The 22,285-nt window shown below is 49.1% G+C and carries 18 protein-coding genes; 7 read left to right on the top strand and 11 right to left on the bottom strand.

The genetic code is table 11. The features are described 5' to 3' along the window. Nucleotides 1-64: 64 nt before the first annotated feature. The 4 genes from LEUMU_RS0108080 to LEUMU_RS0108065 all read right to left on the bottom strand — a co-directional run bounded on the left by LEUMU_RS0108080 (nt 65) and on the right by LEUMU_RS0108065 (nt 3,695). Nucleotides 65-1,012: a sigma-54 interaction domain-containing protein gene (locus LEUMU_RS0108080; protein ID WP_022951779.1), complete on the bottom strand. Its 948-nt coding sequence runs from the start codon at nt 1,010-1,012 to the stop codon at nt 65-67. An 85-nt stretch (nt 1,013-1,097) separates the two neighbouring features. Continuing rightward, nucleotides 1,098-1,433 carry a hypothetical protein gene (locus tag LEUMU_RS0108075; RefSeq protein WP_022951778.1) on the bottom strand — a complete coding sequence of 112 codons (336 nt, stop codon included), beginning with the start codon at nt 1,431-1,433 and terminating at the stop codon, nt 1,098-1,100. A 153-nt stretch (nt 1,434-1,586) separates the two neighbouring features. Continuing rightward, entirely contained in the window at nt 1,587-2,759 is a 1,173-nt protein-coding gene (locus LEUMU_RS0108070) for an aromatic amino acid transaminase (RefSeq protein ID WP_022951777.1), read from the bottom strand. 21 nt (nt 2,760-2,780) lie between these two features. Then, on the bottom strand, nt 2,781-3,695 hold the full coding sequence (locus LEUMU_RS0108065; RefSeq protein WP_022951776.1) for a DMT family transporter: 915 nt from the start codon (nt 3,693-3,695) through the stop codon (nt 2,781-2,783). A gap of 149 nt (nt 3,696-3,844) precedes the next feature. Here LEUMU_RS0108065 and LEUMU_RS0108060 point away from each other — a divergent pair, with 149 nt between their 5' ends. The 3 genes from LEUMU_RS0108060 (at nt 3,845) to LEUMU_RS0108050 (ending at nt 5,085) form a co-directional block, all read left to right on the top strand. Further along, complete coding sequence (locus tag LEUMU_RS0108060) at nt 3,845-4,300, top strand: Lrp/AsnC family transcriptional regulator (protein WP_022951775.1); 456 nt, start codon at nt 3,845-3,847, stop codon at nt 4,298-4,300. 103 nt (nt 4,301-4,403) lie between these two features. After that, the gene (locus LEUMU_RS0108055) at nt 4,404-4,754 is read left to right on the top strand and encodes a hypothetical protein (protein ID WP_022951774.1); all 351 of its coding nucleotides are present in this window, start codon (nt 4,404-4,406) and stop codon (nt 4,752-4,754) included. 85 nt (nt 4,755-4,839) lie between these two features. Continuing rightward, nucleotides 4,840-5,085: an antitoxin gene (locus LEUMU_RS0108050; protein WP_022951773.1), complete on the top strand. Its 246-nt coding sequence runs from the start codon at nt 4,840-4,842 to the stop codon at nt 5,083-5,085. Between the two features lie 78 nt (nt 5,086-5,163). Here the strand turns inward: LEUMU_RS0108050 and LEUMU_RS0108045 are convergent, their stop codons facing one another. Continuing rightward, entirely contained in the window at nt 5,164-7,611 is a 2,448-nt protein-coding gene (locus LEUMU_RS0108045; protein WP_022951772.1) for a TolB family protein, read from the bottom strand. 496 nt (nt 7,612-8,107) lie between these two features. On the opposite strand from LEUMU_RS0108045, the gene LEUMU_RS25155 reads away from it, so the two are divergent. Then, nucleotides 8,108-8,686 carry a gluconate 2-dehydrogenase subunit 3 family protein gene (locus LEUMU_RS25155; protein WP_022951771.1) on the top strand — a complete coding sequence of 193 codons (579 nt, stop codon included), beginning with the start codon at nt 8,108-8,110 and terminating at the stop codon, nt 8,684-8,686. Between the two features lie 9 nt (nt 8,687-8,695). Beyond that, nucleotides 8,696-10,270, top strand: coding sequence for a GMC family oxidoreductase (locus tag LEUMU_RS0108035; protein WP_022951770.1), 1,575 nt, complete (start codon nt 8,696-8,698; stop codon nt 10,268-10,270). Between the two features lie 46 nt (nt 10,271-10,316). Here LEUMU_RS0108035 and LEUMU_RS0108030 read toward each other — a convergent pair whose 3' ends face one another. Further along, the gene (locus LEUMU_RS0108030) at nt 10,317-11,228 is read right to left on the bottom strand and encodes an isocitrate lyase/PEP mutase family protein (RefSeq protein ID WP_040503957.1); all 912 of its coding nucleotides are present in this window, start codon (nt 11,226-11,228) and stop codon (nt 10,317-10,319) included. Nucleotides 11,229-11,438: 210 nt separating this feature from the next. On the opposite strand from LEUMU_RS0108030, the gene LEUMU_RS0108025 reads away from it, so the two are divergent. Further along, the gene (locus LEUMU_RS0108025; RefSeq protein WP_022951768.1) at nt 11,439-12,956 is read left to right on the top strand and encodes a class I SAM-dependent methyltransferase; all 1,518 of its coding nucleotides are present in this window, start codon (nt 11,439-11,441) and stop codon (nt 12,954-12,956) included. A 212-nt stretch (nt 12,957-13,168) separates the two neighbouring features. Beyond that, entirely contained in the window at nt 13,169-14,842 is a 1,674-nt protein-coding gene (locus LEUMU_RS0108020; protein ID WP_022951767.1) for an AIPR family protein, read from the top strand. A 103-nt stretch (nt 14,843-14,945) separates the two neighbouring features. On the opposite strand, the gene LEUMU_RS28530 is transcribed toward LEUMU_RS0108020, so the two are convergent. From LEUMU_RS28530 to LEUMU_RS0107995, 5 genes are all read right to left on the bottom strand, one after another. Further along, a complete protein-coding gene (locus tag LEUMU_RS28530) occupies nt 14,946-16,502 on the bottom strand; it encodes an endonuclease (protein WP_022951766.1) in 1,557 nt (518 codons plus the stop codon). Nucleotides 16,503-16,824: 322 nt separating this feature from the next. Then, the gene (locus LEUMU_RS0108010; protein WP_022951765.1) at nt 16,825-18,540 is read right to left on the bottom strand and encodes a cobaltochelatase CobT-related protein; all 1,716 of its coding nucleotides are present in this window, start codon (nt 18,538-18,540) and stop codon (nt 16,825-16,827) included. Nucleotides 18,541-18,545: 5 nt separating this feature from the next. Beyond that, nucleotides 18,546-19,559 (bottom strand): AAA family ATPase, encoded by a 1,014-nt coding sequence (locus LEUMU_RS0108005; protein WP_022951764.1) that lies wholly within the window; start codon nt 19,557-19,559, stop codon nt 18,546-18,548. A 45-nt stretch (nt 19,560-19,604) separates the two neighbouring features. Beyond that, the gene (gene pta / locus LEUMU_RS0108000; RefSeq protein WP_022951763.1) at nt 19,605-20,600 is read right to left on the bottom strand and encodes a phosphate acetyltransferase; all 996 of its coding nucleotides are present in this window, start codon (nt 20,598-20,600) and stop codon (nt 19,605-19,607) included. A 10-nt stretch (nt 20,601-20,610) separates the two neighbouring features. After that, nucleotides 20,611-22,194 carry an FMN-binding glutamate synthase family protein gene (locus LEUMU_RS0107995; protein WP_022951762.1) on the bottom strand — a complete coding sequence of 528 codons (1,584 nt, stop codon included), beginning with the start codon at nt 22,192-22,194 and terminating at the stop codon, nt 20,611-20,613. Nucleotides 22,195-22,285: the final 91 nt, after the last annotated feature.

Raw genomic sequence — 22,285 nt, 5'->3', positions numbered from 1 at the left:
CGAATGATTCAGTGCTGCGCTGAATCAACTGAATCATTCGTTGTGTGCGTTTTACATCAGCGCTTTAAACCAGCGCGTATTTCTTAATCCGGTAATTCAAGGCATCCCGGCTAATGCCCAGCAATCCCGCCGCACGGCTTTTATTATGACAAGTCCGGTGCAGCGCTTGATTCAATAAATCTCGCTCAACCGCTTCCAAACTAATGCCCTGCTTAGGCAAATGAAAGCCGGAATTCTTCGCAGGAGCCGCCAGCTCGCCCGCACAACTCGGCAAGTTCGCTGGATGAATATCACGTCCAGCCAGAAAAATACTTAGTCGCTCACAGTAATTACGTAACTCACGCACATTCCCCTGCCAGCGCTGACCCTCCATCACACGAATTGCTGCCGGCGTTAGCGTGGCTGGTTGAAGCTTATGTTGTACCGCAAACTGCTGCAAAAAATGCTGCCCCAATAGACGAATATCGCCCTTCCGTTCCGACAGCGGTGGCAAGGTTAAAGGGATCACATTCAAACGATAAAACAAGTCATGACGAAACTGCCCCGCTTCTGCATGTTGGTAGAGATTCCGGTGAGTCGCCGCAAGCACGCGCACATTCACTTTGCGTGGTCTCATCTCACCCAATGGCAGCACTTCGCCAGACTCCAAAAAGCGTAATAGCTTGGCTTGCACCGGTAGCGACAATTCACCAATTTCATCCAAAAATAATACGCCGCCATCCGCAGAACTGATTAAGCCACTGCGTGATTCATTGGCTCCGGTAAAGGCTCCTTTGCGGTGGCCAAATAAGATGGACTCCGCCAATGCCTCTGGCAAGGTGGCGCAATTCACGGTTACAAACGCGGCTTTGCTGCGCGCACTGCTGGCATGAATCGCTTTGGCAATCAGTTCTTTACCGGTGCCAGACTCGCCAGTAATCAGTGCATTCGCGTCGGTTTTAGCAATGCATAACGCCATGCTCAGCGTGTCGGACATAGCGCTTGAGCACGTCAGAATATGATCAAAATTCATAATTTCCTCATTGAAATAACAAGCAGTCATAACGAGCAGCCTGCCGACTTTTAACCGGCGGTTTCAGGGCTGCTAATGCTTAAAATTATCCAATAAGGTGTGGTGGGGCCTGGCTATTGTAGGAGAGTATTAGCGGGGGAGAAAACTCGGGCGGCGCATGAGCGCGTAGCAGTTGCTGGTGGATGCGCTGCGCTTCAAAATGCAGCTCGTAGCTCTCCGCATGGGTAAATGCTTTGACCAATTTGAGTGCGGTACACTCATCAAGGTCGCTATCGACCTGCACTTTCACGACCTTTTGGTCAGGGGTTAGCGTGAATGCTTGAATCCCCTGAAACGTACACAAATAAACCTTTTCGCCATGCACAAACGGCGTCGACCACAAGCTCAATAACGGCATCATCAGCATGACCAAAGTGATCATGATGGTTGATGTGAGTTTATGGAGGCGGGTAATTCTCATTCGTTATATTAGGCGCGGTATCGTTAAAATAAGATCCCTAGTATACGGTTTATCCCACACAATTACAGCAGGCAAGCGCCCTCTGAGCAATTAACGCAAATAATTCTCATTCTACTATTTAGTGACATAAACCAATGCCTCTGCCAGTGTCCGAATCTGCGATTGCCGAAGCCCCGCGATATTAATCCTGCCATTCGGCAGCCCATAAATCGCAAACTCATCACGCAATACCAGCATCTGCTCAGCGCTTAACGGCAGCAATGAAAACATCCCCTTTTGCTGCGCAATGGCATTAAGTGAAGCCGGTGCGCCCAGCTCAGATAAAATCCGGCCTAACTCCTGACGATTGTTAGCGACCCGATCGCGATAAACCGACAACTCCTCCAGCCATGGCTCAGGGTCATCAAACAACATTGAAGCAATCGCCGAGCCGTGATTTGGTGGCATGGAATAGTTGGCGCGGGTAATCCGTTCTAACAAGGTCCGCAGGTCTTTATGCTGCGCTTTATTCTTAGTGATGACCGTGGCTGCACCAGTACGCTCGCAATACAGCCCCATGTTTTTCGAACAGCTGGAGGCCAGTAAAACCACATCAATCTGATCGACCAGCAAGCGAAGCCCCGCCGCATCTTCATCCGGACCATCACCAAAGCCCTGATACGCCATATCAATAAATGGCGTGACCTTTTTGCGTTTGCAAAAGTCCGCAAACTGCTGCCACTGCGCAAGGGATGGATCAATGCCGCTTGGGTTATGACAGCTACCATGAAGCAGCAACACGTCACCTTCGACAGCGTTTACAAGATCAGCAAAGCAAGTTTCAATATCCAACTGCCCTGCTTTATCCTGCCAACGAAATGGCGAAACACGTAAGCCTGCACCTTCCATAATCGGGCGATGATTGATGTAACCGGGCTCCGTATTCCAAACCACGGAATTCGGAGAAAGCTGCGCAATTAAATCAGCCAGTACCCGAAGTGCGCCGGAGCCGCCGACCGTTTGAATCGTGCATTGCTCTTCAAGCCGTGGGCTGTCGCCAAGCAAAAACTCAGCGATCTGATTATTGAATGTCATATTGCCGGATAGCAATTTGTACGATTTTGACATTGCTTGCTCAGCCAGAAACCGCTCAGCCGCTTGTACCGTTTGCATGACCGGCGTCTGGCCGGATTCATCGCGATACACGCCAACAATCAGGTCAATCTTTTCGTCTCGGGTATCGGCTTTAAATTGATCGGCAAGCGCCCACAATGGATCGCCTTGCAGATGAGGTAAATGGTCTAACATCGTTTTATTGCTCCCTAAAACTTAAGCACGATTGGATAAGATGACGCCTGCGATGGTCAGGGTGAGCCCGCAAACAATAGCGAGTGATAAAGACTCACCAAAGACAGGCACCGCAAGCAATGCGGTCAAGCCCGGAGAGATTGAGCCCAGGACCGACGATCGCGCAGTACCTAATTGATTAACCGCATAGGAAAAACCAAGCGTCGACAGCACACCCACGCCAACGCCCTGAACCAATACAAATGGCAGCGCCTCCTGCACTGAGAAAGCACCAAAATTCGTCGGGAGGATTCCAAACAGAATCAACGCCAAGGTAATGAAAAAGGACAAGTAAGAAAGAATGATGACCACGGTAAAAGCGCCCAAGCCTGCCCGCTTAAGCCCTAGCGTGTAGCCCGCCCAAAGCACGGCTCCGCCCAACAGATAACAGACGCCCAGCGCCATATCGCCAGAGAGATTCACCGCGCTACCGCTAAGCATAACCACAATGCCTAACAAGATAAGCGACAAGGTAAACGCGCGTTTCAACGACGTCTTTTGGCGATAAAAAACATAAGATAACAGCGCAACAAATAAGGGCGGAGTGCCCGCTAAGATCGTTCCCACATAAGCTGTCGGGGCCGCTTGTGCCCCGGAAAACGCCAGAAACAGGAACGGCACGCCACCCAATAAAATGAACAACACATCTGAAAGCCGCACTTGTTTGATCGCCTGATAGTGCGACGGTAGCAGCGGTATAAACAGCACCATAGGAACAAAGAATCTGATCAATGCCACATCGGCAATCGTTAGCGGCGAGCTCCCAATCGCACGAGCAGTCAGTGCAAATCCTGACCAAATCAGCAAGACCACGACCATCGCCAGATACCCTTTCGCCAAGGGTGATAGAAAACTGTGACCCGCTTTGCCAATGATTGGCTGTATAACATTGTCCATTTAAACAAGCCCTGTGCATCTGTATTGATGAGTTAATTATTTATCAAAACAGACGCCTTTAATCGGCTATTATGCGGTTGAATACAAGGTTCCTTGGTTGATTCAATCACGAAATCCACGATTGTTGAACTTAACCACTAAGTGGAAATATGGACAGAATAGATCGACACATACTAGAGGTACTTCAAAAGGAAGGACGCCTCTCAACCGCCGAACTCTCGGAGCGTGTTGGGCTCTCGCCTTCTCCCTGCGCGCGGCGTTTAAAGCGCTTGGAAGATGAAGGCTATATTGAGGACTATCAGGCAAACTTGAACAAAGCGCGGGTTGGTATCTCGATGAATTTCTTCGTCGAAGTCAGTCTTAGCAACCATCAGGAAGCATCGATCAAAAGCTTTGAGCAAGCGCTGTGTGATATGAAAGAAGTGATTAGCGCGCACATCGTTTCTGGTGGCTACGACTACCTGCTGGAGGTGGTTAGCCCCGATCTGGCTGGGTACGAAGCGTTTACCCGCAAGCTACATAAAATCACCAGCGTGAAAGATATTCATACGCATTTGTCGGTCAGAGAAGTGATTACTAAGAAGGCTTTGCCGATTTATCTATAGCGTGATCTCATGTACAAAATCCCTTTATACCGGTCTTAATAAACGATAGCATGCGCGGCCCATCGTTTACGTTTCTTTCTCTAAATCAAAGGATATTGCCGTTATGTTAGGCAGCACCATCATATACGAACCTGATTGCATCAAACTCGCGGGATTAGGCGATGTCGATAACATTGAAGACGTTATTTCGATTGATTTAGAGAAGCTGTCGCTCGCCGACCTCTATCCGCTATTACCGGATAAAAGCGTGCGTTTGCTTGAAGCAGACCCCGTAATCGATGATCCTGAAAACGGCATCATGATGTTAGAAATCAACCCAAGGGGACTAGAGTACATTGTGAAGCAAGCGGCTAATGGTGCGTTTGCTGAGTATTCGGCTGACTTTAAAAAGCTTGCCAGGCTGACCAAATATAATGGCTTTGAAGATTGCTATGAAATGAAATCGACTGACTGAGAAACCTCTTTGCCTGGCTATCTTTGATGCCGCTTGTTGTTAATGGCTTTGCTTTAACATATGCCAAGTTAAAAGGAGCCATAGAATGCAAACTGGTAATTCAGAACGAAAGGTAAGCCTGTTCCGTAATGGTCGTAACCAAGCGATTCGTATTCCTAAAGAGTTTGAACTAGAAGGCTCTGAGGCGATTATTCGACGCGAAGGCAATCGCTTAATTATAGAGCCGGTATCAAAGCCAACCCTGCTAGAGGTGCTAGCCTCTCTTGAGCCACTGAACGAATCATTCCCTGACATTGATGACCTGCCACTGGATGATGTAGGGGTAGTTTAACAACCAAAAAACGGCGAGATGTTGTTAAACAAATCGCCGTATTGAAAAAGACAATTGAGGCTACTCGATAATTAAGGCTTAACGATCGTACGAGTCGAAACGCCACTTGGAAATATCAATTAGGCCATTTTTGAAGTCATCATAAACCGCCCCATCGATACTCACCTCATCCACATGAACGGCAATGTAAGCACTTTCGCCAACACCAATGTTATAGATATCGGCATAAACACCAGCTTGAACATAGTCAGCTGGATCAAACGTATATCCACCGGCAGCAATAACACGAGGATCTTGAGCAAACTCAGTCATCGCGATACGGCCTATTTCAGTGCCATCGATTGTGTATACGAACTCCTTTGTTCCGGCATTCCATTTCATATCCATTTCATGGTCACCAGTAAACTCACCTAAGCCATTCACTCTTCCTGAAAGATAGAGTTCGTCATCACAGTCCTCATCAAAGCATGTACCCATGGTATAGTCTCCGACCGCACTTCCCCCTTCGCTACGCAAGCGTACAGCAATGTCGATAGCCATATTATTATCAGGGTTTACATATGTTGCCGTCAGGCGTGCTTGTATATTAGCTCCATCCTCTCGAACCAAAGTACTCGCGTCATCTATAGTGATTTTGGTACTGAACATACTCGCTTGAGTACCTGGCTGTTGAACGGTTCTTATCCTTGTTCGATAGTCATCATCGATTTCTATACCGTAGTTTTGATTTGCTTCAAGGTCTTTGGCGTAGTCTTTTTGAGCAATCAAAGTACCCGTATCAGCAGGTGAACCATCATCGACCAATAACTGGGTAAACACCCCTCTATCACCATCATCAGCGTTTAGTATATAAAGCTGACCATTAACGAGACTAAAGCCGAGATTAAACCTTTCACAAGGTGTACTGCCTGTTTGCTCACAAACTGGACCATAATTTTCGTAATTATAGGTATGAGTCGTTTTTAGCGTGATGTCACCGCTACCACTCTCTCCTGAAGTAATTGTGTACTGACCAAGGTCAAAAATAATTTCGTCACTTGGGGTGTCGCCTAAATAATTGATATAAAAGTAACTGTCTCCCCCCGTGAAGTAGATAATCTCTTTAGCATCTAAAGATTCCCACAAACCATCGATAGGTGAGCTTGTCGGTTCAATTCTGTCGAGAGTGAATACAGCATACTCGTCAGGAGGTATTAGCCCAAGCGTGTTAGCTGTTAATGAATACTCCCAAACATTCGAAGACATGCCATCAACACCGCAACTGACACCTCTATTCTCTCCACAAGTTAAAGCATCGCCATCATGATTTTCGAGTGTTGTAAATGTAATTTCACTGTCACTCGCCACATACTTTCCATATTCGAAGCCTTCATTATTGTCTGTTTGCTCCCATTGCTTTGCAAAGTAACGTCCGTCAGGTAGAAAATGTAAGATAACGGATCTTCCGGGGAGCTTCCAAGAGCCACTCAGCTTTGGTGGCTCAGGTTCTCCCATCCAGTAACTTCCAACATAGCGCTCAGCAAATGCAACCTCCTCGGTTATACCCGTGCGAATATTTTTAATTAACGTTTGTCCACCGATGGAATAGATGACCGACTCACCACTCTGAGAAAGGAATGGATGCTCTATCCCTTCAACCCCTGTAATTAATCTGGTGACTGTATTTTCAGAAATATTTTTAACGACATATCGGCTTAATGCTTTATTTTCGACCCAGCTATAGATATTTCCATCATCGGAAATGCTTGGGTTAAATAATCGCTTTCTCCGAGGAATACTGTAGATTGTTTTGAAAGCGCTATTCATAAGATCGTAGCGTAGCGCCAAAAAGGTATTTGTTCGCAATTGCACTAGCGCAAGCCATCTTCCATTTGCGCTCAATGAGGGCTGTACGAACGGGTTGGCACTTGCTAACGATTTTTCTGTAAACTCTGAACCATTATCATTGTACGTACGTACTGTGATTGCCTGTCTCCCATCAGCTAACCTATTTTGCCAAGCCAGAACCTTACCATCCTGACTAATCGTCACATCACTATCATCGGTATCGTTATCTGTTAAGCGAAGCACCTCATTCGTGGTAAGGTCCAAACTGTAAATTTCAGTATCGCCTCTGACACTCTCCTGATATGAGAATATGAGCTTCTCACCATTTGGCAAACATGCGACTGATTGAATTTTTCGATTTTTATTCGTACTGAATACAACCTCACCATCATCCGATGGGTCACTAAAGTTGTATAAAATAATTGACCATTTATTAGCTTCACTGGGTGTGTGTGAAATATTGCAGGCATAGCCCTTTATACTTGAGTCAGCGAAGGTTTTCTGTGCGAGCATGCCTTTGGCCGCTACTTTCTCAGTCGCCTCAGCAACCATACTATCTTTTTCACTAATATCCAGTTCGACTGATACTGGCTTTTTTGCCAGACTGAATTGTGCAGAGTCCAGACTGTCTTCTGTGAAGACTGCCGCATGACTTGTACTTGCCAATACTAGCAATGAAACGAGTAAGGGTAATTTCATAGATACTTCCTTCCTAAGTTAGAATTAAAGCTTATTTCTTTAATCAATAAATACTCATTATATGACATATGACTTTTTTGAGTATCACTAGAGTAAACGCATGCAACTCGAAAACCTTAGGGGTAAGGAGAAAATAAATACTCCATTTCTCTATAAACACCGAAAAACCATATTAGTTAGCTAAAAAACATCCGGTTATGTATCAAACACGATGATTTAAAATTCTGCTAATTATACAAGTAGAAGTGTTCGCAGCCCTTTAGCGAATAACCGGATCGTTTACGCGTTGTGTCAATATTGGACAAGCTGTTTCAAGAGTGTCTCATCTCGGTGAATGTGACACACAATCAAGGTGCCCCACCCACATCGTGATACGCGCTTCTGTTGCTACTGCCACGCCTTTGTCACACTGAATCAGGGATTAAGCGGCTGCTTACCATTGAGTGAGTTGCTGCTATCCCGTAGTTGGTAATACCCCCTAAGGAGGAACAAAGGAATGAAACATCTTATACGCGGCCGTAATGTCGCGAAACAAGCAAGCGGTCAAGCGCCGGAAGTAGAGCTTAGCAGGCGTAACTTTTTATCCTCTGCCGGCATTGCAGTGGTGAGTGTGGGCGTGTTGGGCAGTGGCCTGTTAGCCTCTGCAGACGCCTGGGCAAACGGCGCGCTGGATAAGCAGGCCAGCTTAACGCTATTGCAAATGGCACGAGACCTTTTCCCAAATGATGATCTGGAAGACATCCATTACGCCAACATCATTGCTCCCATGGGCAAACAAGCCAATGAAGACGCCTCCCTTAAAAAACAACTGAACGATGGTGCTGCCGAGCTGGATAAGCGTGCAATGGCTCATTTTGGCAAACCATTCGCCGAGGTTAAACAAGAAGACGACCGCGTTATTGTCCTTACAGAGATTGAGTCGACTGAGTTTTTTAACACCCTCAGAAATGCCGTCATGATGGGCATCTATAACAAAAAAGAGCTATGGCCACGGTTCGGCTACGGCGGCTCATCGTGGGAAAAAGGTGGGTATCTTCATAGAGGGTTTGATGAACTTGATTGGCTGAAGGCGTAGGGGAATAGCATGAATACAAAATTTGACTTAAATGATGATAGTTTGGTGGTCATCGTGGGATCAGGCGCAGGTGGTGGCACACTCTCCGAAGAGCTTGGTAAAAAAGGAATTCGTTGTGTGGTACTGGAAGCCGGAAAGCGCTTTACCAATGCGGACATTGAGAATGATGAGTGGAAAATGTTCGGCAAAATTACCTGGCTGGACAAGCGGGAAACTGCGGGCCCCACGGCGCTAACGAAGAACTTTCCGAACCTGCCCGCGTGGATCGTAAAAGGCGTGGGTGGCTCCACGGTGCATTGGGCAGGCGTTGCCCTACGTTTTCAGGAACATGAATTCAAAATGCGCACCACCAATGGCGATATCGCCGGTGCAAATGTGTTGGATTGGCCCATCTCCTATGAAGAGCTTGCGCCGTATTATGAAATAGCAGAAAGCAAGATGGGTGTAACCGGGACCAAGGCATCCGGACTGCCTTACCATAAACCCAGTGCGCACTATAAAGTGATTGCCGAAGGAGCCCGCCGCATTGGTGCTCGTTGTCATCCCGCACCATTAGCCATCAATACCAAACCACGTGACGGCCGCGCTGCTTGCCAAGTCACCGGGTTCTGCCATCAGGGCTGTAAATATGGGGCTAAGTGGTCAAGCATGGATGCCGCCACTCCAAAAGCCGAGGCAACCGGGAATATTGAAGTGCGCCCTGGCTGTATGGTACTGCGTATTGAGCACAACAAAGCCGGCGAAGCGACAGGCGTGCTGTATGTGGATAAAGATGGCAATCAGCAGTTCCAAAAAGCGCGCATCGTGGCGGTTGCTGCCAACTCAATCGAGTCACCCAGATTATTACTGAACTCAGCCTCCAGCTTATTTCCAAATGGCTTGGCTAACTCATCCGGGCAGGTTGGAAAAAACTATATGACGCATACCAGTACCGCCGTTTATGGCGAGATGCCGGGCGAAGTGAATATGTACAAGAGCACAGTGGTTCCCGGGCTGGTATCGGAGTGGGCAGACAACGATCCATCGCGCGGGCATGTAGCGGGATACGAACTGGAGATGCTACACCTTGGTCTTCCTTTCATGTCTGCTTTTCTTAAGCCGGGCGGCTGGGGACGTGAGCTGGCGAACTCATTAGCCAATTACAGAAACATGGCCGGTTTCTGGATTTGCGGGGAGGATATGCCTATGGAGACAAACAGCGTTACACTTCACTCCACTGAAAAAGATAAAAATGGCCTACCTATCCCTGTGGTTTACAAAGGGAATCATGCCAATGATATTGCGATGACCAAGCATGCTAATGAGAGGTCAACCGAAATTCTTGAAGCGGTGGGTGCGACTAAAGTTAATCTGCTGGGTAGATACCCTGCCAGCCATAATATGGGCACCAACCGCATGAGTGCGAAAGCTCAAGACGGTGTGGTTAATCGCTGGGGACAAGCGCACGACGTGAAGAACTTGTTTATATCTGATGGTAGCCAATTTACCACCAGTGCGGCAGAGAACCCGACACTAACCATTGTGGCATTGGCGATCCGACAGGCTGAGTATATCGCTCAGGAAATGACAGCGAAGCACATTTAAAACGTGCCTTTAGATTGTAACCAGTCCTTGCTATAAGTGCTGGTTACTACCGACCTGCAATGCTTCCATCCCTACGCGAACTATCATACCCCGCCGAAACCTCATAATACTTATCAAACCCAATCCGCTGCTTCAGCTCACCAAACTCCAACAACAACTCATCCCTAGGGCGTCCATCGCGCAGCGCATCCAATGCCGCTAACATAGCCTTCATCGCCGCCGCCATTAGCGTCAGCGGATACGCCGCCAGTGCAAAGCCCATCTCTTCTAACGCAGCTGGTGGCAAGTCTGGCGTTTGCCCACCTTCTAACATATTCGCCATGTGATAGCCGGGTAACTCTCCACCGATACGGCGCATTTCGGCCTCATTCGCAGGGGCTTCTACAAACAAAATATCGGCACCCAGTTCATAAAATCGCTGGGCGCGTTCCATGGCTTCATCCAATCCATGTTCATGGCGGGCATCGGTGCGGGCTAGTATTAAGATGTCGGCACCGGCTTCGCGGGCATCGACGGCGGCTTTAATGCGGTCAAAGGCTTCTTCCCTGCCAACCACGGCTTTGCCGGGCGTGTGGCCGCAGCGCTTGGGTGCCAGCTGATCTTCAATCATTACGGCGGCGCAACCGGCTTTGGCAAAACCACTCACGGTGCGCCGTACATTCATGGCATTGCCGTAGCCGGTGTCGCCATCGCCAATCACGGGAAATTTGACCGCATCACAAATATTGCGTGCCTGATCCAATATCTCCCCATACGACATGAGCCCCAAATCGGGTGCACCAATGCGCGCGGCAGAGGCTGAAAAGCCGGACATAAAGGTTAATGGAAATTGTTGCTGCTCAATGAGTTTGGCGGATAAGGCATCAAAACAGCATGGCATGACGTGCAGCGTATTTTGGGCCAGTAAATCCCGAAGTTGTTGGGCGGGAGAAAGTCTAGTTGAGGCCTGTGAGTTCATCGCTATTTGCCGTGAGAGTAAAGGAGGGTTTGCAGGTCACTATCAGCGTGACGACCCTGCGATTATAAGCGAGTCTTTGCCCTAAAGTCCGGCACAGATCAGCCAGAGTCAGCGCACAACCCACAAAGCTGAAAGACAGCCACCGCTTTTGTCGTGTTAAGATAGCGCGCATTCGAAATTACCTGAAATCCACCAACTGCAGTGAGTACCATGACAAGCCCAAACCAATTGCTGGCCTTCGATGAGCATCCGGTTTTTTACCAGGATGATAACCGCCGCTACCGTGGTTTTAATCCCACCAGCAAAGCCTTTCTGGAAGCGAAATTTGGGGTGTTGCTGCCGGCGCATTTAGTGAAAGGCAAAACCATTCTGGACTTGGGTTCCTGCTATGGTGCGGCGGGTCAATGGGCTTTATTTAACGGCGCAAAGCAGTATACCGGTGTTGAGGTTCAGCAAAATTTTGTGAGCCAATCCCGCCAATGGCTGGCGCATTGGGGCGATCAGGTTGAGATTGTGCAGCAGGATGTGCGCGGGTTTTTACGCGCGGCGGGTGATCAATCGTTTGATCTGGTGTTGCTGGCGGGGATTTTGTATCACTTTGTCGATACCAAGCAGATTATTGATGAGGCTTGTCGGGTGTCGCGCGAGCAAGTGATGATTGAAACCAATTATCCGCCGAGTATGCGCAGTGGAAAGTTGCCACAAAATGTCGCCATGACCGAGTACATCACCGATCAGGAAGTGAATCTGGACCATGGCAATCAGTCGATGCTCGGCGTCTCGGCGACCACGTCTATTTCTGCGCTGGATATCCTGTTTCGCTTGAATGGCTTTGCCAAGCGCGAGGATAAATTGTCGTTTCCGGTGGGGCCAGATACGGTGATTTATGATGAAAGCAGGATGGGTAGCAGTGACTTGCAGATTCGCTTTGCCGTGCGTTATTACCTCGATGCAGAGCAAGCGCTCACGACACTGGAAAGCACCCTGCCCGATCACTCCGGCCAATTGCGCTCATGGGAGACTGATCCGCTCGCACAAGCCAGAACCAGCGCTTATCAACAGCAGGCGAAATCGTTAAGCAGCGATGCCGAGCCCGGCGCCTGGCAGTTCGATGCGCAGGTGGCTGAGGTGTTTGATGGCATTGCGCGGCGTGAGATTCCGGATTACCTGCGGGTGATTGACCTGTGTGTGCGGGTGATTGATAAGGGTGAAAACCGCCAGCCAAAGATTATTGATGTCGGCAGCGCGACGGGCGAGACCTTGCGGCAATTGCATCAGGCGGGGTATCGTGAGCTGTATGGCGTGGAGTCCTCGGCGGATATGATTGCGCGTTCCTTTGACCAAGCTACGCTGATTCATTCGCAGGCGTTTCCGGAAGCGCACGGCCCGTTTGACTATGTGTTGAATAACTGGACGCTGCATTTTATTCGCAATCCGCTCAGCTATTTAGAAGCGATTAAGCGTGCGATGGTGCCGGGTGGCACGCTGATACTCTCGGATAAGGTGTCGAGCAGCCAGCGCACGCATGAGCTCTATTATGACTACAAGCGAGCCAATGGCGTGACGGAGGTCGAGATCGAGAAAAAGCGCCAGCAGATTGAAGGCGTGTTGGTGACTTATCCGTTTAGTTGGTACTTGAATGCGTTGAATAATTTGGGCTTTGAGCAGATTGAGGTGATTAATGCTAATACGGCGTTTGTGACCTTTATGGCGGTTAAGCCTTTGTAGTTTTGTGCCGTTCCGGTGCCGGCTATTTGATTCGCTTGCCGACTCGCGTTGCTCGTAAGGTCGCGCTCATTCAAAGAGCGGCACCTGCACTCGTGCTGATAGATTTCACTAACGCACTAATCGAGTCATGATAAGATGCGAGCCATAACATTAGTCAGTGATATGGCTGATTGCCTGAATAATAAATCGTTACAGTCTAGGGAGATAGCTGCATGAATATCAATGCCAGCATTATTGATCAACGGGTAAACGGCATTGCAGAAGATCATCCTGAATGGTTGCCCGCAGGCAGTGACTTAATTAAGAAAAAAGCAACCGCATTTGTTTTATTGTGCGTATCAACTTGTCTTGAAATTCCAATGGATGAAGCCGCAGAGCTGATTACTGAAGGTGGAAATGACGCCGGTGTTGATGGACTGCATATTGGTGAAGTGGATGATGGCGAGTTCCTGGTCACGATTTTTCAAGGCAAGTACAAAATCAAGAGCCTGACCGGTGATGCTAACTTCCCTGAAAATGGCGTCCAGAAAGCGGTTGATACGGTGCAGGTATTGTTTGACCCTTATCGCACGGTCATCTTAAACGAGAGAATTGCTCCGAAGATTGAAGAAATACGTTCTTTAATTCGCGATGCTTATATTCCTAATGTTCGTATCGTTTTATGTAACAACGGAGCTCGTTGGAATGCACAGGCTGATAACTGGATCGATCAGGCCAAGAAGGATTACGGCGACAAAGTTGAGTTTATTCATTTCAATCATGACTCAATCGTTAGCTTTCTTCAGCGAAGTAAAAAGGTGGATACCGCACTAACGCTTAGTGGCAAAGCCATCGTTGAGGACATGAATTACATGCGCGTGTTGGTAGGTCGTATTTCTGTGTATGAAATACAGCAGCTATTCAATGAGCATGGCGATAAGCTGCTTGAACGCAATATTCGTCGTTACTTGGGGCTGCATACCAATCGCGTCAATACCGCTATTCACGAGACTTTGTCCGACCCGCAAAAAGCCGATAAATTTTACTTTTTCAACAATGGTATTACCATTGTATGTGACAAGTTTGAGTACAACGCTTTTCAACAAACAGACCATAAAGTCCAACTAAAAAGCCTTCAGGTTATTAACGGTGGCCAAACCTGCAAAACTATTCAGGAAACGTTGAATGAGGGCTTGCCTGGATTAACTGGCGAGTCGGCTTATGTCATGGTACGCATCTATCAACTGGCTGAAAGCAATAAAGATTTCGTTCAAGATATGACGTATGCCACCAATAGCCAAAACCCTGTTGATTTACGTGATCTACGTTCAAATGACGATTTACAAAAGCAGCTTGAAATTGGCATTTCTGACCTTGGCTATACCTATAAACGCCAACGTGAGGAAGGCATAACAGGGTCCAGCGTGGTCACTAGCTCTGTTGTAGCAGAGGCCGTTCTGGCTATTTGGCGGCAACAACCGCACCAAGCCAAGTTTCGACGCAAAGAGCATTTCGGTAAGTTGTATGACTCTATTTTTGGTGAGTTAAATGCGGCTCAAGCACTGATTGCTGTGCTGATATTCAGAATGGTTGAAAATGAGCGCAAGCGCCCTGCTTCTGAAACTCCTCCTGACTTTTTGCCATATGCTTCACACTACATCGCTATGTTGATTGGTAAGCACATACTGAGTGACTTGAAGGTCGACTTTAAACAGCTATCGCATCGTAACTTTAAGGACTTCGTTCAGCAGTTAGATACTCGGCGTGATTACTATCATCAATCGGCAATCTCAGCCGTTTCTGTCGCGTTGAAAGCTTGTTATGGTGATCGGGATATTTCATTACAACAACTCTCAGCGACATTCAGACGAGGCGATTTATTAGAGATGCTGGGTGTTACCCCCTAAGTGGCACCCAGCTAACCTCCCACCACCCATCCAGTGAAGGCGTGAGGTATTTGATAGAGCGCGACCTTACGAACGCAGTGAGTCGGCAAGCGAATCAAATACCTCACGCCGAAACGTCCCCAATAATCCATTGCTGATTTTCTGTACCGCGTGTTTTACGATGATAGCTGGCAACAGATGCGCCATTCTCTGTATTCTTATCGGTGATATCCAGCACATAGCCAGTCGCCCTATTTTCGATAAACACTTGCGATTCATCGTCATCCACAGGCGTTAAACGCCATTCCTGATGATTATTAGACCGGCGTTTTTGGTTCTCGACAATCACTTTGGCATCATCCTTTTTCAAGGCACCTTCGACAGCTAACACTTGGCCTGTTTCAATGTGCTGGATAAATACAAAGCCTTCTGTTTTATTCGTGGCCTCTAACTTCCAGCGCTGCGAATGAGCACGGCTGCTGCGTTCAACGACCAACTCGCCATCGTCATTCAGCGATAATACGAATTGATTCATTGCTGAGCGAATTTTTAGATAGTCTTCTTTAGCTTCTTTAGTCTCAGGTACTTTGCTTACAGGCTTTTCTGGTGCCTTAGCTTGCTCTTTCTTAACAGGCTCCTGCTTGGCTGGCGTTTCCGCACTAGCCGCTTCAGCTTCCCTATTACGCTTACGTCTCCAGAATATAAACAGCGCGACAATCAGCAATAGCCCTTCCACAATTTGTACAGGCAGGTAGTCATACAAAAAGCTAAAACGCTCTTTTAACGACTCATTAATTTCACCCAAGCTGCTGTCGTTTTCACCTAGGCCGCTTTCACCCGCATCAGTGTCAGGCGAGCTGGTAATCACATCACCCTGCGCCAGTTTCCTGTAGTTAGCAACAAAGGTATTCTCATCCCCTTGTATTGCTTTCACACGCTTATTTTTCTCCCGTTCCCAGCTATCAACAGGGTCGAGGTTATTCCAGGCGATAAACAGTTTCTTTTGCTGGCTGCTTATCTGCAAATTGTATCGCTCAGCCATGTAGAAGTAGGTGCGAGCAATGTCTCCCTGTACGGACTCCGGCGGCTCTGCGGTGCGAGATTTAAACTCTATCTCCATATTCACCGGCTCACCATAAGCGCGTGGCTCGCCACTGACCATGCCGTAACTAAAGTTACTGCGGTCGCCGTTTATTTCGCCAATGGCTGGTACCAAGTTGTGCATGTCGGCTTCCATCTGGCGGAACTTTTCATTGGATTTTCGGCAATGCAAACGACCGCCATCTTGCCAGCATTTCAGCTGATGCCCAAAGTGCCAGGCAGGCACGATGTGTTCCCATTCAATGCGTTCTGAACGGCTTTTGCTTTTGCGGTACTTAAAGCCGCAGCTGCTAGCGACGGGTACAAATTTCTTCTCGTATAAACGATAGCGGCAGCCACTGTAAAAGGCTAATAAGTGGTCGGTATAAACCTCGGTGCCGAGTAAGCGCTTAGAGCGGTCAAAGGAGTACGTGCTTTGCAAACCAAAGCCTGCTTCATCCAGTGTTGCAACGTCTTCCTCAAAGATATCGCCATCTTGTTCGAGGTACACGGTGCGCTGGTTATCGATGATGGGCTTGAGTAGCTTGCCACTGCTTAGATCATGAAATACCCCGCTTTCTGATTCGCCAAATAATGGCATCACGGGGTAATCCTCAGACCAGCTAGCAGTCGAAGATATGAGAATAACAAGCGATATTAAGTAAGCCGGTAGGTGGCTTCGGCGGTGTGTGCAGGTAAACAAAGTAGATTCTATTAGATGGCTTATTAGAGTGGGCTTAGCTTATACCAGAGAAGTGTATAAAACGACCACTTTCCCTCAGACTGAAATCAGCACTCCATTACCAATCTCCGCACCCAATCCAGTGAAGGTGTAAGGCATTTGAATGAGCGCGACCTTACGAACGCAGTGAGTCGGCAAGCGAATCAAATGCCTCTCGCCTGAACGTCCTCAAGGTACCGTTTCAACGTCGCCCCAACAAACCAATCACTTCCGCAAACAGCTCCTGATTCAAACCGCTTTCCAAGTCCACCGCCAAACACTTACGGTAAAACGGACTAAGGTCCAAACCCACACCCAAGCCAAACACCCGAATCTCGCCCCGTTGCTCAACCGCTTCAACCACCGCCTTCAAATGATTATCCAAATAAAACTCATCATTGGCGCGGCTGGTTGCCGTATCCATGGGTGAGCCATCGGAAATCACCACCACCATCTTACGTTTCACATCACGCGAGGCCAGTCGCCCACAAGCCCATTGCAGCGCTTCACCATCTAAGCCTTCACGATACAAACTCTGCTTAAATAATGCCGCAATCCCACTGCGTGTACGACGCCAGCTGCTATCCGCATCTTTAAACACCATGTGGCAAGCTTCATTCAGCCGTCCGGGGTGCTCAGGTTGTCCTGCTTTCAGGTAATCTTTAAGGGGCTTGCCGCCGTTCCAGGCGTTAGTGGTAAAGCCTAAGACTTCCGTCTCAATCCCCGCCTGTTCCAGCGCCCGTACCATAATATCTACCAGCATTGCGACAGACTCGGTGTGTTGCTTCATGGAGCCGGAGCAATCGAGCAAGAATGTCAGCGCGCTGTCGGCTTTAGGTACATAGCGTTCCCGCAAAAACAATCGACGCTCAGTGGGTGAAGTCAGCAATTGCGATAAGCGACGCCCATCCAGATAGCCTTCTTCCTGTCCAAAGTCCCAGCCATCGCGCTGTGGCTCGGCAAACAGCGCCGCCAGCTTACGAGCTAAACGCGGCACACTAATACTTTGCTTGGCGATCAGTTCATCAAGCTGCGCGCGGTATTCCCGAAGCTTGGCTTCACGAACTAATTTGACCGCTTTGACTTCACGATCATATTTTGTGGTGAATACCTGATAGCCCATTAGCGCATCATCAAACACACGGCTGTGGCCGCTTTTGGCCTGCGCGATGACCTCATCGTCTTCATCATCAAAGTCGAGTAGCAGTTTAAATTTGCTGAGGTCGATGGCTTCCTCATCACCTTCACGATTGCGCGCGCTGGGGCCTTCGTCAATCGCTTGCATCATGTGGCTAACCAGCTGAGCAATGCGCAACGCGTGCTTGGCATAGCCTTCTTGGTCGTTCACATTCACCATCAGGCCCTTCAGGTCATTACCCATCGAAGGCACTAAGCTGGCGCGCATGGATTCGATATGGTCTTCGGTCTGCTCGATAACGTGCCAGCGGTTTAAGCGTGCCCACACAATCTGCGAAATGGTGTACAGCAAAATGCCGAACTGGCCTTCGGTTAAGCCAGAGCGATAAAACTCCATCGACCAGTCAATAAAGCGCTGCCGTAAATTATGTTTTACACCGGGAAAGCGGTCTGGCGCTAAACTCTCGACGCGGATTTGCTCCAGCAACTCAAAGATCAGTCGCTCAACCGCATCGCTCGGGCAGTATTGATTGTGAATGTCCGGGCGATGAAACTGATAGCGCAAGGCCATGGCATCACTAATTGCACGCTGGGCGCTAAAGCCATCCTCGTCGGGATCAGCTTGTAAATGGGCAGCATTAATCGGCAGCTTTTGATTGCCGTTATACAGCTTGCGCGCTCTGAAGTGCAGCTGCGGCTCACCCGAAACGGCGCGCACGGCAGCACTGCAAAGTGCCTCCATTTTCTCGTGATGCTTAGTGTGTTGCGCTGACTCGGTCATGCTGCTTAGCTACCTGTGCTGCCCGCGTTTTTCGAGCCTTCCGTGTTCTGCATGTCAACCGCATAGGACTCGGGCAGTTCGGCATCAAAACAGCGCTGGTAGTATTCCGCCACCGTGCCACGCTCAGCGTCATCACATTTGTTCAGATACGAGAGTCGGAACGACACGCCCAAGTCGCGGAAAATCTCATAGTTCTCTGCCCATGAAATCACCGTGCGTGGCGACATCAACGTGGATAAATCACCCGCCGCAAAGCCATTACGCGTGAGCTCAGCCAAGGCCACCATGCCGCTTAAAATCTTGCGGTCGCGTTCGTTATTCATGGTCTCAACCCGCGCGGCGACAATCTCAACTTCTTCGGCGTGTGGCAGGTAGTTCAGCGTAGTTACGATATTCCAGCGGTCAACCTGTGCGTGGTTTAACAGCTGCGTACCGTGGTACAAGCCATTCAAATTCCCCAAACCCACCGTATTAGCCGTGGCAAATAAACGGAAGTAAGGGTTCGGGCGAATCACCTTATTCTGGTCTAGCAGCGTGAATTTACCATCCCGTTCCAAAATGCGCTGAATCACGAACATCACATCCGGGCGGCCGGCATCGTATTCATCAAAAATCAGCGCGGTCGGGCGTTGCAATGCCCAAGGGATAATCCCCTCCTGAAACTCGGTGACCTGCTTGCCATCACGCAGCACGATGGTGTCTTTACCTACCAAATCCAAACGGCTGATATGGCCATCCAAATTCACACGGGTACATGGCCAGTTCAGGCGCGCAGCCACTTGTTCGATATGCGTCGACTTTCCGGTGCCGTGCAAACCCTGCACCATGACCCGACGGTCTTTCATAAAGCCTGCCAGAATGGCCAGCGTCACGTCGGCATTAAAGCGGTAAGCGCTATCAACTTCCGGGACGTGGGCATCGCGTTCGCTAAATGCCGGTACCATCAGGTCCAAATCGATCCCAAACAAGTCACGAACGGAGACTTGCTGATCCGGTTTCATTTCCAGAATATTTGTCACATTAACCTCGTTTACCGGCCAGCTGGCCAATCATTTGCAGCAAAATTATCGCTGCCCTTGCACCACGGTAACCGTAGCAACGTAATACACATCGTCCGCGCTGCAGCCACGGGATAAATCATTAGCGGGTTGCGCCAACCCCTGTAGCAGCGGGCCGATCGCCTTAGCGCCAGAAAAGCGCTCAACCAACTTATAGCCGATATTGCCCGCCTCCAGCGATGGGAATACCAACACATTGGCTTCCCCGTTAACTGCTGAGTCTTTCACTTTGCGCGCAGCAATCGACGGCACAATCGCCGCATCCAGCTGCACTTCGCCATCCACACTCAAATCAGGGCGTGCCGCTTTCAGCAAGCGAGTCGCCTCAACCACTTTATCAACTGTGGGGTGCGAGGCGCTGCCTTGGGTAGAGAATGAGAGCATCGCGACCTTCGCCGCCTCGCCACTGAGCGATTGATAGCTATTGGCTGCAGCCGAAGCAATATCGGCTAGCTGCGCCGCATCCGGCTCAATCACTAATCCGCAGTCAGAAAACACCATGCCACCGGCGCGTGGGTGATGCGGCTGATCCATCACCATCAGGAAGAAGCTGGAAATCATGCTAAAGGCTTTATCCACGCCAATCACCTGAATCGCCGTGCGCACCACATCGCCAGTGGTGTGAATTGCCCCACTGACCACGCCATCCTGATGCCCTGCTTTCACCAACAAATTGGCAAACCATAAAGTTTGCCCCGTCAGCTCGTAAGCCTGCTCAGCCGTCATGCCTTTTTTGGCGCGCAGCTGTTGCAGCAGATCAGCCAGTGGCTGGCGCAATTCCGATTGCAGCGGATTAATCAGCGTAATGCCATCCAGTGATAAGCCCAAGCTGGCAGCCTGAGCGGTAATCACGTCGGTATCACCCAATAGCGTAATGGTGGCAATCTTATCGGCCGTCAGCTTAACCCCTGCGGTGATAATGCGCGCATCCTCACCCTCGGTCAGTACAATGCGACCCGGAGCCGCCTGCGCGCGTGTAATCAGTTGCTGTAAAATGCTCATAAATCTCCTATTACCATTTGGTCGCGCTGGCCATATCCCAATCCTGACGCCAAGCTAGCGGTATCGTCTCAGCATCGCGTAAGCAGCCTGGCTCTAAGCGTGGATACAAATCGGCAAAGCTTTTAACAATCTCATTATCAATCCGGCGCATCACATGGCTGGCTTTAATGTCTTCTACCGAGTGCAAGCCACCGGCTTCCAGCAACTCCACCAAGTGGCGAATCATAGCGCCTTGGTAGCGAGCCACACGTTCTGACTTATCAGTGACATCCAGCGCCATATAGCGGTCTGGGTTTTGCGTTGCAATACCGGTTGGGCAGTGGTCGGTGTTACAACTGCGGGATTGAATACAACCCAGCGCTAACATCATGCCACGTGCAGCATTGACCGTATCGGCACCCAAGGCCATGGTGCGTAACATATGAAATGCTGAGAACACTTTACCGGCTGCAATCAGGCGCATTTTATCGCGCAAGCCAAAGCCAATCAGTGCGGCATTTACAAAGCTCAAGCCTTCACGCATTGGCGTACCGACTGAGTTGGTTAGCTCAACAGGCGATGCACCGGTTCCGCCTTCACCACCATCCACGGTAATAAAGTCAGGGGTAATGCCGGTTTCAACCATCGCTTTACAGATCGATAAAAACTCACTTTTGCGACCAATACACAGCTTAAAACCAACTGGCTTACCGTTGGATAAGTCACGCAGTTGCTTCACAAATCTCAGCAAGCCAGTCGGGTCTGAAAACTCCGTATGGCCAGATGGTGAAATCACATCCTGCCCCATGGGCACCAAGCGAATAATCGAGATTTCTTCGGTTAATTTAGCCGCCGGCAAAATACCACCGTGGCCGGGTTTTGCGCCCTGCGAGAGTTTAATCTCGATCATTTTTACATTATCAAGGTTGGCAGTTTTTGCGAATAAGTCCGCATCAAAGCCCCCTTTTAGATTGCGGCAGCCAAAGTAGCCGGTTCCAATCTGCCAAATCAAATCTCCACCGGGCTCTAAGTGGTATGGGCTTACGCCACCTTCGCCAGTGTTGTGAGCAAAGCCGCCTTTTTTAGCGCCACGGTTTAGGGCTTTAATCGCCGTTTGGCTGAGTGAGCCGAAGCTCATTGCAGAGATGTTTAATGGCGAAGCGGCATACGGTTGCTTGCAGTCCGGCCCGCCAAACACCACGCGTAAATTCGTGTCTTCAATGTGCGAGGGTGAAATCGAGTGCGTCATCCACTCATAGCCTTCGCGGTAGGTATCAAACAGCGTTCCAAATGGGCGGGTATCGCGCTCGCCTTTGGCACGTTGATAAATAAGCGAGCGAAACTCGCGGCTAATCGGGCGACCATCAATATCCGACTCAACAAAGTACTGCTGAATCTCAGGACGGATCGACTCCATGAGGTAACGAATGTGGCCAACGACAGGATATAAGCGCAGTAAAGAGCGGCGCGTTTGCATCATATCGCGCATGCCAACAATCACCAGCGGTACGATGACGACAAATAACCAGAGTATCGGTGGCCAGAAAAAGCTAATAAAAACAACGGCCAGCGTGCTGATTACTGAGGTTGCCATGAAGACTGTGCGCACATTCATAGAGTGTTTCCTTTCTTATTTATCATTCGTGCTAATACGTTAGCGAGCAATTTTGGGACTCATTATATTCGCATAGGTGATAAATACACAC

This window comes from Leucothrix mucor DSM 2157, assembly GCF_000419525.1.
In the GTDB taxonomy this organism is placed as follows: Bacteria; Pseudomonadota; Gammaproteobacteria; order Thiotrichales; family Thiotrichaceae; genus Leucothrix; species Leucothrix mucor.
Note: the sequence above shows the minus strand (reverse complement) of the source record. Positions and strands in the feature narration are given on the sequence as shown.